At 68.8% G+C, this 14,167-nt stretch carries 13 protein-coding genes and 2 pseudogenes; 7 read left to right on the top strand and 8 right to left on the bottom strand.

All coding sequences use genetic code 11. The features are described 5' to 3' along the window. The first annotated feature begins 15 nt into the window (after window positions 1-15). Complete coding sequence (locus tag ACWC2T_RS44475) at window positions 16-1,212, top strand: IS701 family transposase (protein WP_450675995.1); 1,197 nt, start codon at window positions 16-18, stop codon at window positions 1,210-1,212. Window positions 1,213-1,467: 255 nt separating this feature from the next. On the opposite strand, the gene ACWC2T_RS44470 is transcribed toward ACWC2T_RS44475, so the two are convergent. Both ACWC2T_RS44470 and ACWC2T_RS44465 read right to left on the bottom strand, forming a co-directional pair. After that, a complete protein-coding gene (locus ACWC2T_RS44470; RefSeq protein WP_450675994.1) occupies window positions 1,468-1,605 on the bottom strand; it encodes a hypothetical protein in 138 nt (45 codons plus the stop codon). A gap of 354 nt (window positions 1,606-1,959) precedes the next feature. Next, a pseudogene (locus ACWC2T_RS44465) lies at window positions 1,960-2,106 on the bottom strand (IS701 family transposase); the annotation flags it as partial. Window positions 2,107-2,161: 55 nt separating this feature from the next. Between ACWC2T_RS44465 and ACWC2T_RS44460 the strand changes: the two are divergent. Then, window positions 2,162-3,064, top strand: coding sequence for an ATP-grasp domain-containing protein (locus ACWC2T_RS44460; RefSeq protein ID WP_450675993.1), 903 nt, complete (start codon window positions 2,162-2,164; stop codon window positions 3,062-3,064). Window positions 3,065-3,281: 217 nt separating this feature from the next. Here ACWC2T_RS44460 and ACWC2T_RS44455 read toward each other — a convergent pair whose 3' ends face one another. Beyond that, window positions 3,282-4,112, bottom strand: a complete 831-nt coding sequence (locus ACWC2T_RS44455) for a class I SAM-dependent methyltransferase (protein ID WP_450675992.1) — start codon at window positions 4,110-4,112, stop codon at window positions 3,282-3,284. 61 nt (window positions 4,113-4,173) lie between these two features. Here ACWC2T_RS44455 and ACWC2T_RS44450 point away from each other — a divergent pair, with 61 nt between their 5' ends. Then, entirely contained in the window at window positions 4,174-4,794 is a 621-nt protein-coding gene (locus ACWC2T_RS44450; RefSeq protein ID WP_450675991.1) for a TetR/AcrR family transcriptional regulator, read from the top strand. A 381-nt stretch (window positions 4,795-5,175) separates the two neighbouring features. Here ACWC2T_RS44450 and ACWC2T_RS44445 read toward each other — a convergent pair whose 3' ends face one another. Next, on the bottom strand, window positions 5,176-5,475 hold the full coding sequence (locus ACWC2T_RS44445) for a hypothetical protein (RefSeq protein ID WP_450675990.1): 300 nt from the start codon (window positions 5,473-5,475) through the stop codon (window positions 5,176-5,178). A gap of 11 nt (window positions 5,476-5,486) precedes the next feature. On the opposite strand from ACWC2T_RS44445, the gene ACWC2T_RS44440 reads away from it, so the two are divergent. The 3 genes from ACWC2T_RS44440 (at window position 5,487) to ACWC2T_RS44430 (ending at window position 8,929) form a co-directional block, all read left to right on the top strand. Beyond that, on the top strand, window positions 5,487-5,801 hold the full coding sequence (locus ACWC2T_RS44440) for a transposase (RefSeq protein ID WP_450675989.1): 315 nt from the start codon (window positions 5,487-5,489) through the stop codon (window positions 5,799-5,801). Further along, complete coding sequence (locus tag ACWC2T_RS44435; protein WP_450675988.1) at window positions 5,767-6,546, top strand: transposase; 780 nt, start codon at window positions 5,767-5,769, stop codon at window positions 6,544-6,546. Before ACWC2T_RS44440 ends, ACWC2T_RS44435 begins: the two co-directional genes overlap by 35 nt. 181 nt (window positions 6,547-6,727) lie before the next feature. Continuing rightward, window positions 6,728-8,929: a putative Ig domain-containing protein gene (locus ACWC2T_RS44430; protein ID WP_450675987.1), complete on the top strand. Its 2,202-nt coding sequence runs from the start codon at window positions 6,728-6,730 to the stop codon at window positions 8,927-8,929. A 431-nt stretch (window positions 8,930-9,360) separates the two neighbouring features. On the opposite strand, the gene ACWC2T_RS44425 is transcribed toward ACWC2T_RS44430, so the two are convergent. The 4 genes from ACWC2T_RS44425 to ACWC2T_RS44410 all read right to left on the bottom strand — a co-directional run bounded on the left by ACWC2T_RS44425 (window position 9,361) and on the right by ACWC2T_RS44410 (window position 13,703). Then, window positions 9,361-10,128, bottom strand: coding sequence for a MerR family transcriptional regulator (locus ACWC2T_RS44425; protein ID WP_450675986.1), 768 nt, complete (start codon window positions 10,126-10,128; stop codon window positions 9,361-9,363). A gap of 283 nt (window positions 10,129-10,411) precedes the next feature. Further along, on the bottom strand, window positions 10,412-11,602 hold the full coding sequence (locus tag ACWC2T_RS44420) for a hypothetical protein (protein ID WP_450675985.1): 1,191 nt from the start codon (window positions 11,600-11,602) through the stop codon (window positions 10,412-10,414). 536 nt (window positions 11,603-12,138) lie between these two features. After that, a complete protein-coding gene (locus tag ACWC2T_RS44415; protein ID WP_450675984.1) occupies window positions 12,139-12,516 on the bottom strand; it encodes a helix-turn-helix domain-containing protein in 378 nt (125 codons plus the stop codon). Between the two features lie 47 nt (window positions 12,517-12,563). Continuing rightward, window positions 12,564-13,703: a tyrosine-type recombinase/integrase gene (locus ACWC2T_RS44410; protein ID WP_450675983.1), complete on the bottom strand. Its 1,140-nt coding sequence runs from the start codon at window positions 13,701-13,703 to the stop codon at window positions 12,564-12,566. 273 nt (window positions 13,704-13,976) lie between these two features. On the opposite strand from ACWC2T_RS44410, the pseudogene ACWC2T_RS44405 reads away from it, so the two are divergent. Beyond that, window positions 13,977-14,167 (top strand): annotated as a pseudogene (locus ACWC2T_RS44405) (IS256 family transposase); the annotation flags it as partial.

Raw genomic sequence — 14,167 nt, 5'->3', positions numbered from 1 at the left:
ACGAATGCCTGGGACTTGGAACTCGAAGAACTCTTCCTGAAGACCGGAGCCCGCTTCTGCCGCGTGGAGGTCCGGCGGCGGATGCGGGACTACGTCCGCGGACTGCTCGGCCCGGTAGGCCGCAAAAACAGCTGGCAGCTCGCCGAGTACGCCGGCCACGCCACCCCGCACGGCCTGCAGCACCTCCTCTCCCACAGCCGCTGGGACACTGACGGCCTGCGCGACGACCGGCAGACCTATGTCGCCGAACAACTCGGCACGCCAGAAGGTGTGTTGATCCTGGATGACACCGGCTTCGTGAAGAAGGGCACCACCTCCGCCGGAGTGCAACGCCAGTACTCCGGCACGGCCGGGCGAACAGAGAATTGCCAGATCGGGGTGTTTGCCGCCTACGCCACCACCCGCGGCCACGCCCTGGTCGACCGCGAGCTCTACCTGCCCAAGTCCTGGACCGAGGACCGCGAACGCTGCCAAGCTGCCCGCATCCCCGACGAGCGCACGTTCGCCACCAAGGGCGACCTCGCCCGCGACATGATCCTGCGCGCCCTGGCCTCTCCGCTTCCCATCGCCTGGGTCACCGCGGACTCCGCCTACGGACAGGACTCCCATTTCCGGCGCTTCCTGGAAGACGCCCAGCTTTCCTATGTCGTCGCCGTCCCCAAGTCGCAGCAAGTCCACGGCCCGCGCATCGACCATCTCATCGCTCAGGCGCCGCCCGAGGCATGGCAGCGCCTGTCGGCGGGGCCGGGAGCCAAGGGCGAACGATTCTATGACTGGGCCGCCGCCCGTCTGCCGGCCGCGGCCGAGTCCGACGGCCACGAGGCGACCCGGCAGCGGTGGATGCTGGCCCGCCGCAGCATCAGCAAGCCCGACGAGATCGCCTACTACCTCGCCTGCGCCCCGCTGGAGGTCACGGTCCCCGACTTGGTCCGAGTCGCCGGCCGCCGCTGGAAGATCGAGGAGTGCTTCCAAAGCGCGAAGAACGAGTGCGGCCTGGACCAGTACGAGGTCCGCCGCTACGTGGGCTGGTATCGGCACATCACGCTGGCCATGCTCGCCCACGTCTTCCTCGCCGTGATGGCCGCGCAGGAGCACGAAAAGGGGGTGACGAGGCCGACACGCCCGACCTCGTGGACCTCACACCAGCCGAAATCCGTCGTCTGCTGGCAACTCAACCCCGCCGCCGTGCTGCACGCCGCGACCACGCGGTGAACTGGTCCCGATGGAGGCGCCGCCACCAAGCACGTGCCCGACGCTGTCACTACATGCGGCGCGGGCACCCGTTGGTGGGACGGCCGACCCAAGACCGCCCCACGCATACTCAGCCCCCGCTACACTCTCCACCGCCAGGCCGTTGACCAGGACAAATACAGAAGTCCGGCTGGGGTACTAATACTGCAGCCGCAGTTGCCTTGTCGGCGCTCGTGTGAGTGCGGTCGAACTGCTTGGCAGCAGTGCCGAGGTACGTCAGTCGAGTCCCAGCTCCGCTTTGCCAGATGAATAGAGCCTGTCGAGCTTGCCGACCAGTCCGCTTCGTGTGTTCCTCGGCAGGAAGCCAGGGCGCCGCCCGCGCTGTTCAGCGGTGAACCGGTCGATCTTCTGCATCGCGTGCTGGTAGGTATTCGACCAGCGTCGCTGCGCGAGTCGTGGCATCCAATGGCATGCCATCACGGCGCTGCTCCACGATGCTCTGGAACTGCCTCTTGACTTCTGTGAGGTTCATCGCGTCGGGGCCTCCAGGGCTGTTGAAGGCGTCAGAAGGGAACGCCGGAGCGATGGCAGTGTAGACGTGCATCTGCGGCTATGGAGGTCGGGCCGCGGCGGCGGTAGTGACTGAGGCGGGCTTGGTGCTGGTGTCGGCGGCGCCGGCACCACCAGTGCAGGATGTATTCGGCCTCGTGCCGGACGGCGTGGGCGAATCTGCTCAGCAAGCGGCGGTCTCGTTCACGCTCAGTCGGATCAGGTCGCGGCCGTCTCCCCTTTTTCGGCGGCGATGTCCCGCACGGCAGCCAGATGGGCGGCGGCAGCCATGGCCAGGCTGATGTGCCGATACCAAGCCGGGTAGTGACGGACCTGGTAGTGATCCAAGCCGGCTTCGTTCGAACTCGGACTGCCCGGCAACGATTCGCACTTCGCACACGCGGCCCGCGACAAAGCGGCGATGTCCCACGCGCTCTCCGCGGCCAGCGTGCGCATCCCGTACACCCGGCTCGTGCACGGCGACACCGAGCTGCACGACGCGCTCATGGACATGCGCGTCGGCTTCCCGTGTGTGATCAAGCCGGTCGGCGGCGCGGGCTCGGCCGGTGTCACCGTGGTGACGTCCGCCTCCGCAGCCGCCGCGGCCGCCGACGCCGCCCGCGTGACGCATGGGCGGTACGGGGGCGAGGACGCCCCGCGCCTCCTGGTCCAGGCGTACGCCGCCGGCGACGAGTACAGGGTCGAGTCCGTCACCCAGGACTCCTCCACCACGCACCTCGCCATCACGCGGAAGGCGGTCACCGACGGCGCCCGCCGGGTCGAGACCGGGCACAGCCTTCCCGCCCGCCTCCCTGCGGCGACCGAGGCGGCCGTGTACCGGGAGGTGGACACGGCGATCCGGGCGGTCGGCATCCGCCACGGCGCCTCGCACACCGAGGTCGTCATCGACCCCGACGGCCGGTGCACGGTCATCGAGATCCCTGCCCGGCTCGGCGCCGGGCACATCGGTCTCCTGCTCCAGCACGCCCTGGGCATCGACGTCTTCGCAGCCCTGCTCGACGTCGCCCTGGGCCGTCCGGCCGCGCTCACCCCCACCGCCCACGGCCACGCCACCGTCCGCTTCATCACCAGCCCGCACGCCGGACGGCTCACCTCGCTGTGCGGGCTCCCGAAGCAGGGGCCGGGGGTACCGTTCGTGCGCCGGCGGGCAGCGATCGGCGGCCCGGTGAACGCCGCCGTCACCAACGCCGACCGGCTGGGCTGCTTCGTCGTCACCGGCACAGACCCGTGCGAGGTGGAACAGCGGGCCGGCGCGCTCACACGGCAGGTTCGCCTCCAGGTCGAACCGCCGCCTCTAGGTTGAGCCGCTCCGTTAGCTGTGAGTCCCGCTGAGACTCTGGATTCCATGTTGCGTTAGGAGTGGGACGATCGGCTGATCTTTAGCAATCGTGCCGTCCGCTGGGACGGACCGTTGGACTGAGGTCCGGTGCAAGGAGCCGGAGAGCCTGCCTCGCCTCCCCGGGGGAGTCGCCGAGCTCATGAGTCTGCTCGCGCTCGGCGACGCCCGACGTTTGCGGTGGTCAGGCCGTGCTGGAGCGGGTCGAGGTGATCACGACGGATGTGTAGGGCATGGTGGCGTGGCCCCCGAGCTTGTCGATCGCGGTCCCGGCGCTGTCCAGGACCTCCGCCAGTTTGTCTGCGGGGAGCTGGGTGAGGCCGCCGAAGGTGGGGAGCTGGTCGAGCCACTCCTCTCGGGAGTAGGTGCGCTCCCAGGTGAAGCGCCACTGTTCCGGCTCGCTGAAGGTGGCGGTCTGCCGGATCCCGTCGGCGATCTTCGCGAACAGTGGCTGGTAGGCGTCCACGGCCGATCCTTTCAGCAGGCCGGGGTTGAACGGAGAATCGGGGGCGACTCGTTGGAGGGCTTCGGCGAGGGCGTCGATCACCTCGGCCGGGAGCTGGGGGACGTGGTGGAAGGGGGCGAGCCGGCCGCCGGGCCGGAGCACCTGGGCCGCCTTGGCCGCGCCGGCGACGGGGTCCACCCAGTGCCAGGCGGTGCCGGCGATGACCGCGTCGAACTGCCGCCCGGCCGGCTGCCAGTCCTCGAACCTGGCGACCTCGACCTCGACATGGCTGCGTCGCGCGAAGGCGGCCATCCGCTCGTCGGGCTCGACACCGAGCACCGTGCATCCGGCCGCCTGGAACTGCCGGGCCTCGATGCCGGTCCCGGCTCCGACGTCGAGGACGTACCGACCGGGGCTTGCCGCGACGATCCGGTCCACCAGGGCCTGGGGATACGGCGGTCGGGCGCGGTCGTAGCGTTCGGCGTCCACGCCGAACGACTCGGCTGTCTGCCGGTGGCGGTGGGGCTCGGGTCCGGACTTGTCCGGCTGTCCCTGCGATAAAGTGGGCATGCGCCCACACTAATGGGCGGTTGCCCACTTGTTAAGGCGGGGCGGCGCGGAAAGGGAGACAATGCCGTCAGGGGTGCACATCCACAACGTGCGCGGCCAGTTGTTCGAAGCCGCCGAGCGTGTCCTGCTCCGGGACGGGCCCGACGCGTTGACCAGCCGGGCGGTCACGGAGGAGGCGAACTGTGCCAAGGGCGTGCTGCACCGGCACTTCACCGACTTCGACGCTTTCCTGGCGGAACTGGTCCTCGACCGCGTCCGCGGCATTGAGGACCGGACCACGACTCTGCGTGCCGCCGCCGGCACCGGGAGCGTGGTGGACAACCTCGCCGACGCCCTGCAGGACCTGTTCGGGCCAGTCACGGTGGCAATCGTCGCGCTCATCACCTTCCGCGACGGCCTCCGCGCCCGGCTGCGCGAGGCCGGTCTGACCGGCATCCCACTGGCCATGCAAGGCACCGCCATGATCGCCGCATACCTCTCCGCCGAGCGGGAGTTGGGGCGCCTGGCCGGTGACGCCGACATCGACACACTCGCCCCCACCCTCGTCGGGGCCGGGCACCTGCTGTTCGCCGACCGGACAAGTGCCCCGCCGCAGACCGCCGCCGTCCGCAAGATGGTGACCACCGTCATCGCCGGCGCCTTGCGACCACCCCAGGCGCAGGTCGGGCCGCCGGTCAGGTGACGGAGGATGGCGCTGCGTCCCGGAGGCCGAGCAGGTGCTCTGCTTCCCGGATGAGAGCGTGCCCGCGGAAATGGCCGCGAGGGGGCTGGTCCGTACGATCAGCTGAACGCCTGCGGCCTTCTCCAGGGCATTCAGCTGGTGCGTGAGCGTCGCCTGCGACGGCTTCGATCCGGTACGACGACTCGGTCCGCAGCATCGGGTTCGGGCAGCTCCGCCGCCCAGGACCAAGAGGCCGGATGACCGAGAAGTTCTTGGGGCTGACCACCACCGACCACAGGTGCTGCTAACGCCACCCGGAAGATTGCTGGCCGACTGCTAGAGATCGACCGACACTGCCAACGCGAACCCGGAACCTACACCGCCCTCACCGGGTGGGCCTGGTCAGGTCAGCTCGGCAAGTACGGCGACCATCGCCCCATAGCTCTCGGCGACCGCGTCCGTCTTTCCCAGCCTCCGGCGCTCCAGGCGGATCGCACCCGGATGCCTGGCCTCGTAGATCCGTGCCCGCCACACCGCCGCCGGCGAGCGGTCCGGCGTGCCGTAGGACTCCCAGAACGTCTCGCGCTCGCCCTTCTTGGCGAGCGCCATGCGGATTGTCCAGTCCGCTGCCGGATCGCCCCACAGGGTACGGTCGAAGTCGAGCACACCCGTGATCGACGGCTCCGGCGCAGTGGCCTCCATTGGAAGACGACTTGTGGGCACTGATCGAGCCGCTGCTGCCGCCCTGGCCGCAGGAGGCGCCCGGCCCGAAGCCGGTGGACGACCGGCTGTGCCTGCAGGGCATCCTGTACGTGCTCTACAACGACGTGAGCCGGCAACTGCTGCCACCGGAGCTGGGGTTCGGCTCCGGCCAGACCTGCTGGCGCCGGCTGGGCCGGTGGCATGAGGCCGGCGTCTTCGAACAGTTGCACCGTCTCCTGCTCGCCGAGCTGCACGCGGCCGACGAGCTGGACTGGTCCCGGGCCTGCGTGGATGCCTCCCGGATCCGCGCGAAAAAAAGGGGGTGAAGCAACCGGCCCGTCACCGGTCGACCGCGGGAAGACGGGCAGTAAGCACCATCTGATCTGTGACGGCAGAGGCACCCCGTTCAAGGTCATCACCACTGCGGCCAACGTCAACGACGTCACCCAGACCCTGGCCCTGGTCGACAGCATCCCGCCCGTGGCCGGCAAGCCCGGCCGCCCCCGGCGCCGGCCGGACGCCGTGCTCGGCGACACAGGCTACGACAGCAACCCCAACCGCCGTGAACTGCGCAGGCGCCGGATCCTGCCGGTGACCTCCCGAACGGCACGCGCGAGAGTTAACAGAGCGATGCGACCAGCGGCCGTCGCGGCCGTGTCCGACATGGCGCGGACAGCAGCGTCGCTGCCTCGGCTGGCGTTCGCCCGGCTGCGCTGCGTGAGGGCCTCGACCGGGTTCGAAAGGTGCGGGGTGCCGGCGGACTTGTCGCCACCCCCTTGCGTGGTGTCATGTACGGGTCCAGACTCCGGCTTGGGAACCACGCGTGCACCTTGCGCGAACGTCCTTCACTCCCACCGCCGGTCGACCACCGGCTGCCTGAAGGGATGTTCAGTGTCACGCTCCGCACCAGGCCGAAGACGCCTCATCACCGCATTCACCACGCGTGCGGCCACAGTCAGCCCAGCAACTTGGAGCGGCGGGCAAACAGGAGCCACGTTGGCGACGCCGACCGTGGGCGCGATCAGGACGACCAACGCCCCGAACTTAGCCGCCGCTTGGAGCGCGCCTTAGCGCTGATCGGTGTTGATGCGGCGCATGCCATCCCCGAGCGCGACGCGCATGCGCCAGCCCGTGGTGCGACTGCGCGAAAGCCCCCGCACCACCTGACGCGGTTCCGCCGCATAGCGTTCCTGCCGGTCGCGCCGCGTCTGTCAGCGGCCGCCGGTGCCCCACACATACCGCCAGGAGTGACATGTCCAGACCGGCAAGAGGAAGAACCCCCCTGCTCATCGGTGCCCTGGCCGCGGCGATGGCGTTCGCCGCGCCCGCCTTCGCCAGCCCCTCAAGCTCCGCGACCGCGTTAGTGGCCCCCCATGCCATTGTTCCCTCTCTCGCGCAGGTCAGCAGTGACCCGTACTCCGACTCGCAGGCCCAGCACGCCACCGAAGTCGAGCCGGACACTTACAGCTTCGGCAGCACCGTCGTCGCAGCCTTCCAGGTCGGCCGGGTCTCCGGCGGCGGGGCGTCCAACATCGGGTGGGCAACCTCCACCGACAACGGACAGAGCTGGACGCACGGCTTCCTGCCCAGCTCCACCACAAACACCGGCGGCCCGTACTCCGCCGCCAGTGACGCCTCCGTGGCATACGACGCCAAGGACGGCGTGTGGATGGTCTCCTGGCTGGGCATCCGCTCCGGTAACAGCGTCGATGTCGAGGCCAGCCGCTCCACGGACGGCGGCCACACCTGGGGCGCCCCGGTCACCGTCTCCACCGGCACCTTCGACGACAAGAACTGGACGGTCTGCGACAACCACTCCTCCAGCCCGTACTACGGCCGCTGCTACACCGAATACGACGACGCCAACGCCGGCGACGCCGAGCACATGAAGACCTCCACCGACGGCGGCGCGACCTGGGGCGCGCAAGCGAGCCCGGCCGACAGCCCGAGCGGACTCGGCGGCCAGCCGGTCGTGCAGCCGGGCGGCACCGTCGTCGTACCGTTCTCCTCCGGCAGTGAGGACAGCGAGCGGGCGTTCATCTCCACCAACGGCGGCAGCAGTTGGGGCTCAAGCGTGCAGATCGCCACGGTCTCGCACCACCCGGTCGCCGGTCTGGAGGACAACGCCGCCGACATGTCGCGGCTGGACACCCTGCGCGAAGGCCCCCTGCCCTCCGCAGAGATCGACGCCTCCGGCCGCGTCTACGTGGTCTGGTCCGACTGCCGCTTCCGCACCAACTGCACCAGCAACGACATCATCATGTCGACCTCGACGAACGGCACTGCGTGGAGCTCGCCGGCCCGCGTGCCGATCGACGCCGCCAACAGCTCCGCCGACCATTTCGTGCCCGGCATCGGCGTGGACCCCACCAGTGCCGGCAACACCGCCCGCATCGGACTGACGTACTACTACTACCCGAACGCCTCCTGCACGGACACCACCTGCCAGCTCGACGCGGGCTACGTCTCGTCCGCCGACGGCGGCACCACCTGGACGGCACCCACCCAGCTCGCCGGCCCCATGACACTGGCCTGGCTGCCCAACACCACCCAGGGCCGGATGTTCGGCGACTACATCTCCACGTCCGTGCTGTCCGGCGGCAACGCCGTCACCGTGATACCCGTCGCCCACGCCCCGAGCGGCAGCACCTTCGACGTGGCGATGTACGCACCGACCGGCGGCCTGCCGATCGGCAGCGGCCAGCCAGGCGGCAACTCCGTCACTGTCACCAACCCCGGCGACCAGACCAGTACCGCCGGCACCGCGGTGAACCTGCAGATCACAGCGGCCGACTCCTCCTCGTCCGCCAAGCTCGCCTACAGTGCGGCCGGCCTGCCACCCGGCCTGACCATGGCCTCCACCACCGGCCTGATCTCCGGCACACCCACCACCGCCGGCACCTACCACGTGACCGCCACCGCCACCGATGACACAGGCGTCTCCGGCTCCACCACCTTCACCTGGACGGTCAACCCGGCCGGCGGCGGAACCTGCACCAGCACCGGCCAAAAACTCAGCAACCCGGGCTTCGAGTCCGGCAACACGGTATGGTCCGCCAGCACGGGGGTCATCGGGCAGTACGGCTCACAGGGTGAGCCCCCGCACGGCGGCACATGGGACGCATGGCTGGACGGCTACGGAAGCTCCCACACCGACACCCTCTCGCAGCCCGTGACGATCCCATCCGGCTGCAAGGCCACCCTCAGCCTGTACCTGCACGTCGACACCGCCGAGACGACGACCTCCACCGCGTACGACAAGCTGACCGTCAAGGCTGGCGGCACCACACTGGCCACCTACTCCAACCTCGACGCCGCCACCGGCTACACCCAGAAGACCTTCGACGTCTCCTCCCTCGCCGGCCAGATCGTCACCATCACCTTCACCGGCACCGAAGACACATCCCTGCAGACCTCATTCGTCATCGACGACACTGCCCTTACACTCAGCTAACCGTCAGCCGAATCCGATCTGCCGGCACCGCACCGGGCGGCCTCAAGCATGGTCATCTTCTCCGTCGGCAACGGCGCAGGAGTTACCCTCAGCCGCTTGCGCTGGCCATCCCGGTGCGGCGCCATCCGCCAGGCGCCGCACCTACCAGCTGAAAGAGGTCAGTTGAGGCCCAGCTCACTGAGGGCTGTGGTCCAGTCGGTGACGATGGCGTTCTGCGCGGCGGCAAAGGAGATCTTCCCGGAACAGACGGCCGTCTGCAGCTTCGTCTCCACGGGGTCCTCCTTGTTGTTCACCCCCGAGCCCGGCTTGTGGCCCGGGTCGGCCGGATGCGGAACTGTCCGGGGATTCCTTGGTCGGGAATAGGTCATTCAGGTCCATCACGGCCCAGCGCCGCGCAGCCCAGGTAGTTGCGGGAGCCGGGAACTTGCGAGTCAGGCGGGGCTGTGGCGAGCGCGGTCCAGGTACTCGGCCAGCTCACGCCAGTCGTCGGCTGGAGCATCGGGGTCTGCGGACATGGCGGCTGGATCGTCGTGCCAGGCAGCCCTCACACCGGCGGCGATGCCGGCATCGCCGCCGGTGAACAATGTGCTCAGCTCATCCATGCGGGCCACCAGCCGGCGGACCTTCTGATCATTGGCAGGAGTTCCAGCCGCACGGAGCCGTTCAGCCCTGCGGTACAACTCGGGCCACTCGACTTCCAGCAGGTACTGCATCGCGGGCCCCAGGGCGGCGGCACGAGTGTGCAGGACCTGTATCTGGTCGGCGTCCAGGTGACGGCCCAGCGTGTGCTCGCCCTCCGGGCCGATGCCGCCGATCGCCCGCAGCGCGTCGACCAGAGCCGTGGCTGTCGGGGCCCGGTCGGCCGACAGCTCCTCACCGAGTCGCACGAGCCGCTCTCGCAGGACACCGAGCGCGGCGATGGACGCCTCCACCCCCGCCAAGTGGTCGCGGACCAGCCGCGTCGGGTCGACGCCGGCATCGAGACAGACGGCGATGGTGTCCAGAGCCAGGCCCAGACTGCGGAGCGCCAGCACCTGATAGAGACGGACGAGGTCTTCCTCGGTGTATTCCCTGTGCCCTCCCGTGGTGCGCTGTGATGGGCTGAGCAGACCGATGGTGTCCCAGTGGTGCAGCGTGCGCACGGTCAGTCCGCTGGCCTCCGCGAGTCGGCCTACTTTCCAGGTTGCAGAAGTGGTCATGGAGCCACCATGCATCCTGACATCGCGTGAGGTTCAAGCCATGGCAGCGACCGATCTTGCTTCTCAAACGCGGTCCAGTTCTGACCGGTGACCGTCTCGCCACCGACCACGCGATCGACGTAGCCGCTGTAAGTGCGCCCGGCCAGCTCTGACCAGCGGACGGCGGTACTCGCGGTGATGCCCAGGGCCTGCGCCAGCAGAGGGGCCTCGACGCGTGCAGCCAGGTGCAGCAGGGCCCTTGTCCGTCCCGGTCCGGGAGGAAGGCCGAGCTTGCGTAGACGGACTACGGCCCGGGCGTGGCTGAGTGGCTGGCCGGCCTTCGTGCCGGGGAAGAGCCAATCGCCGGTGGCGATTGCGGTTCCGGTGCGCGAGAGGCAGCCGTGCTTGAGGTGCTGGATGACGAGTTGGTCGAGGATAGGGGGGAGGTGGATCTCGGTCTTGCCGAGCTTGAGGTAGACCTCGGTGTCTGCGTCGTCGTTGTGGTGATCCGGATGTCGTCGGTGCGGATCATCAGTATCTTCGTCAGGGGGGCGGCGTAGGCGAGGATGATCGCGCCCATGAGGCGGTCGGCCTGTTCCAGGTCGTCGTCGTGGAGCAGGCGGCGGAGCAGTTGCCACCGCTGCTCCGCGGTGAGAGCGGGTTTCGGCTGGTCACTGCGGGGCTTGTGGCATGCGAGCTTGCGGGTCTTGCGGGTTCGTGTCGTCCACCGCAGGAATGGCTCCAGTTCTCCCAGGAGTTGGGGGCTGTGGGTGAGGAAGTTGTCGACGTCCGCCTGGATGGCTTTGACAAGGGGCGTGTCCTGCTGGGCGAGCCAGGTGAGGAAGGACTGGGCGGCTCTGATCCGGGTCTTGGCGTACTGGAAGGTCGAATAGGTCTGGGGTCTGCTGTCCCGGGGGCGGTGGATTCTGGGCAGTAGTCGCCAGGTGCCGTATTCGTGGAGGACGAGGCGGTGGTCGGCCGGCGTCACGGTGGTGAGGTGGTTGGTCAGCCAGTGCTGGAAGTCCGCGGCGAAGTTGTTGCGGGCCGGCAGGCAGCCGGTGGCGACGAGCTGGCCGCGGAGGGTCTCGGTGGTGCGGCTGCGGGGCAGTGCGTCCAGGGTGGCGTGGTTGATAGGGATGGCGCCGTTGCCCATGCCGATCAGCAACTCGGGATTCTTGCGCAGCCACCCCAGCGAGCTCGCCGGCCGGGGCCCGGCGAGGAGTGCTTCGCGTAGGGGGGCCAGAGTGCGCCGAGCCCCGGGGTCGGGAGTGATGTGGTCGAAGATGGCGGCGAGCGCGCACCGGTCACAGCGGCCATAGGTGTAGCGCGGGTGAATGGCGCGGCAGTCATGGCAGCCGTAGTCACGCTTCAGGTCGCCGGCGCGCCGTGCCGAGCCGCGGAGGGCGTCCGGAGCGGGAGTGCGGGGCGGGGTGTCGTTTCGGGCGCGGTGGCAGGGCCAGCAGATCGCGGTGCCGTCGCGGACGGAAAACGGCATGTCAGTGTGACCGCAGGTACCGCAGGGCTGGGGTCGGCGGGGCACGCATGCGGCGCACGCCGGGGTGCCTGGTTTTTGTCCGGTCGGGCAGCGGCGTTCGCGGCCGCAGACAATGCAGGTGGTGCGGGGGCCTATCCAGCAGTTCTCGCACAGGTCCGGTTCACCGTCGCGGGCGACGACCTTGATGCGACCGCCGGTCTTGAGGCAGCTGCCACAGCGGCGAGCTCGCGGCCGGTAGCAGGGCTCGCACACGGACGGCGGACCGTCGCCGGTGGGGATCAGCACCGTCTGGGTGCCGCAGGTCTCGCATGTTGCGGTGTGGGCGTTCCAGCAAAGGCCGCATACGAGTGGGACACGCTGGCGGGTGCCGTAGAGGGCACCGGTCGTCCCGCACCTGGTGCACCGTCCGATGGGCTTGGAAGAGCACTTGCTGCACGCCGGTAGCCGGGTGCCGTTGTCGTCGAGGTGGCGCTGGATGGGAGCGAGTCGGCCGCAGAAGCCGCAGGGGTGGCTCGGTGCGACGTAGCCCTTGGCGTTCACCGGCGTCGTCGGGTGGGGCCGAGGTCGGCCTTCACCGGCGCGAACTCCTCGGGCAGTTCCGCTGTCGAAGGACCGGTCTCCCGTGCCGGGCGGCGAGGTTTCGCCTGTCCGGACACGGTGCGCAGCAGCTGCTCGGCTCCCTCGATGTACGGGATCACCAGGTCGTTCGGCGTGCACTCGAAGATGTCGCACAAGGCGGAGAGTGTCTTCAGGCTCAGCCGCTCCGGGATGTACTGCACGAGCCGGTAGACCTGGGCGTCCGAGAGCACCACACCCCGCTCGGCCAGCAGCGGTCCCAGTTCGACGGTCGAACGCAGGCCCCGCTCCTCCATCAGCCGGGCGAGCCGCCAGTGGTAGTTCGCCGGCCGGGTCACGTCCGGCCGGCCCTTTGCAGTCTGCTTCCGCTCAGCCCGGGGTTCCATCATCGTGCCGCTCCCCTCGTCCACAGGTCTTCCGGCGCTCCGTCCATCAGCGCGTCGTTCAGCGTCGACGTCATGAAGTCGTCGCTGACGTGGGAGTAGATCGTGGTGGTTTTGGCATGGACGTGGCCGACTTGCTTCTGGACGAAGCGAAGGTCCCACCCGTCCTCCAGCAGGTGGGTGATGTAGCTGCGGCGGAAGGCATGCGGGGCGAGTTCCTGCGGGAATTTCAGCTCCTCCCGGTACTCGCTGAAGCGGTCGTTGTACGACGACAACGACACCCGGCTGGTCCGCTCCGACGCCCACAGGGCCGGGCCCGGCCTGTAGCAGGGGCGGACCACCTCGATGTACTGGACCAGCGCGTTCGCCGACCACGGCATCACCGTCAGTACGGGGCGGCGCTTGGGCCCCTTGCCGTTGCTGCCCTTGCCCCACCGCACGTCAAGCACCCCCGCCCGGCCGAACTCCGGGTGCCGGGGGTTGTCCGCCACGTCGATCAAGTCCAGGCGGCAGATCTCCCGGCGGCGCAGCCCCCAGGCGTACTGGGCTTTGAACATGGCCGCATCCCGTGCTGCAGCCAACGCTCCCTTCCTCCGGGCTCTTCGCGCGCGGTTGATGCGCGTATCGCAGAAGTCGAAGAAGTCCGCGGGTTCCGTGCGGGTGAAAGGCCGAGGCTCCGGGTGGTCGCCAACCTCGTGCTGCCGGATGGTGTTCCACTCACTGCAGACTTGGACCGGGTGCGTACTGAAGTAGTGCTCGCAGACGTCGATCCACTCATAGGCCGGGTCCAGAAGGTAGCTCAGGAACCGGCCGATGTGGTTCTGCAGAGCGCGGACCGTCCGGGCACGGCGCCCAGCGAGCAACTCCGAGGACCAGGACTCCAGATCGCCGGCCGACCAATTCCACGGGTAGTCGCTGGTGTAGTGGTGAAACCGCATCACCGCTCGGTGTGAATCCTCGATGTAGTCCGCAGTGAGGTTCCGGGACTCCATCTGCATGATCCAGCAGCCCAACGCCGCTTCCAGGACCGCCTCTTCAGGACGCAGCAGCACGACCCCGCTGGACAGCAGCTTGCGGGTCTGCCTCGCAGTCGCGGTGAACACCGCGGAGGCCACCGGATCCGGGCGCGTCACATCTTGCATGTGATGCAGGATCATTCGTCAGATGCAAGGAAGCCAATGATGCGGCGGCGACTTCCTTTGCCGATGCAGCCACCCCGACATGCATCTAATGAATGCGAGCCGGACATTCACGAGCTTCGCGTCGCAGTACGCCTTCACCCAGTTCGTCGCGATGGCGACCTGAGCCCCTGCGAAGAGACATCGTCCCTGCACAGACGGCGCCGTGCAGGTAATTCTCCAAGCGATCCGGGAGTGTCCAATAGACGGCGGATCCGATGATCAAGGAGACGCCTGATGAGCGAGACCATCACCGAGCACGAGGCCGTGGAGGAGCCGGTCGCCGAGTCGGCTGCGGAGGCGGTGTCGGACGAGCAGTTGATCGCGATGCTTGTCGACCGTGCCCGTTCCGATGGCCTGCAGCTGACCGGCGAGGGCGGGCTGCTGCAGCAGCTGACGAAGCGGGTGCTGGAGTCCGCCCTGGAGGG

This window comes from Streptomyces sp. NPDC001393 (genome assembly GCF_053597455.1).
The sequence above is the reverse complement of the archived record's forward strand: the minus strand, read 5'-3'. Positions and strand labels throughout refer to the sequence as shown.

What these genes read in the sequence shown, in the direction of transcription:
- ACWC2T_RS44470 (WP_450675994.1), bottom strand. Translation starts at nt 1,605, where the DNA reads ATGCAGAAGATCGACCGGTTCACCGCTGAACAGCGCGGGCGGCGCCCT.
- ACWC2T_RS44460 (WP_450675993.1), top strand. Translation starts at nt 2,162, where the DNA reads ATGTCCCACGCGCTCTCCGCGGCCAGCGTGCGCATCCCGTACACCCGG.
- ACWC2T_RS44455 (WP_450675992.1), bottom strand. Translation starts at nt 4,112, where the DNA reads ATGCCCACTTTATCGCAGGGACAGCCGGACAAGTCCGGACCCGAGCCC.
- ACWC2T_RS44450 (WP_450675991.1), top strand. Translation starts at nt 4,174, where the DNA reads ATGCCGTCAGGGGTGCACATCCACAACGTGCGCGGCCAGTTGTTCGAA.
- ACWC2T_RS44445 (WP_450675990.1), bottom strand. Translation starts at nt 5,475, where the DNA reads ATGGAGGCCACTGCGCCGGAGCCGTCGATCACGGGTGTGCTCGACTTC.
- ACWC2T_RS44435 (WP_450675988.1), top strand. Translation starts at nt 5,767, where the DNA reads ATGCCTCCCGGATCCGCGCGAAAAAAAGGGGGTGAAGCAACCGGCCCG.
- ACWC2T_RS44430 (WP_450675987.1), top strand. Translation starts at nt 6,728, where the DNA reads ATGTCCAGACCGGCAAGAGGAAGAACCCCCCTGCTCATCGGTGCCCTG.
- ACWC2T_RS44425 (WP_450675986.1), bottom strand. Translation starts at nt 10,128, where the DNA reads ATGACCACTTCTGCAACCTGGAAAGTAGGCCGACTCGCGGAGGCCAGC.
- ACWC2T_RS44420 (WP_450675985.1), bottom strand. Translation starts at nt 11,602, where the DNA reads ATGCCGTTTTCCGTCCGCGACGGCACCGCGATCTGCTGGCCCTGCCAC.
- ACWC2T_RS44410 (WP_450675983.1), bottom strand. Translation starts at nt 13,703, where the DNA reads ATGCAAGATGTGACGCGCCCGGATCCGGTGGCCTCCGCGGTGTTCACC.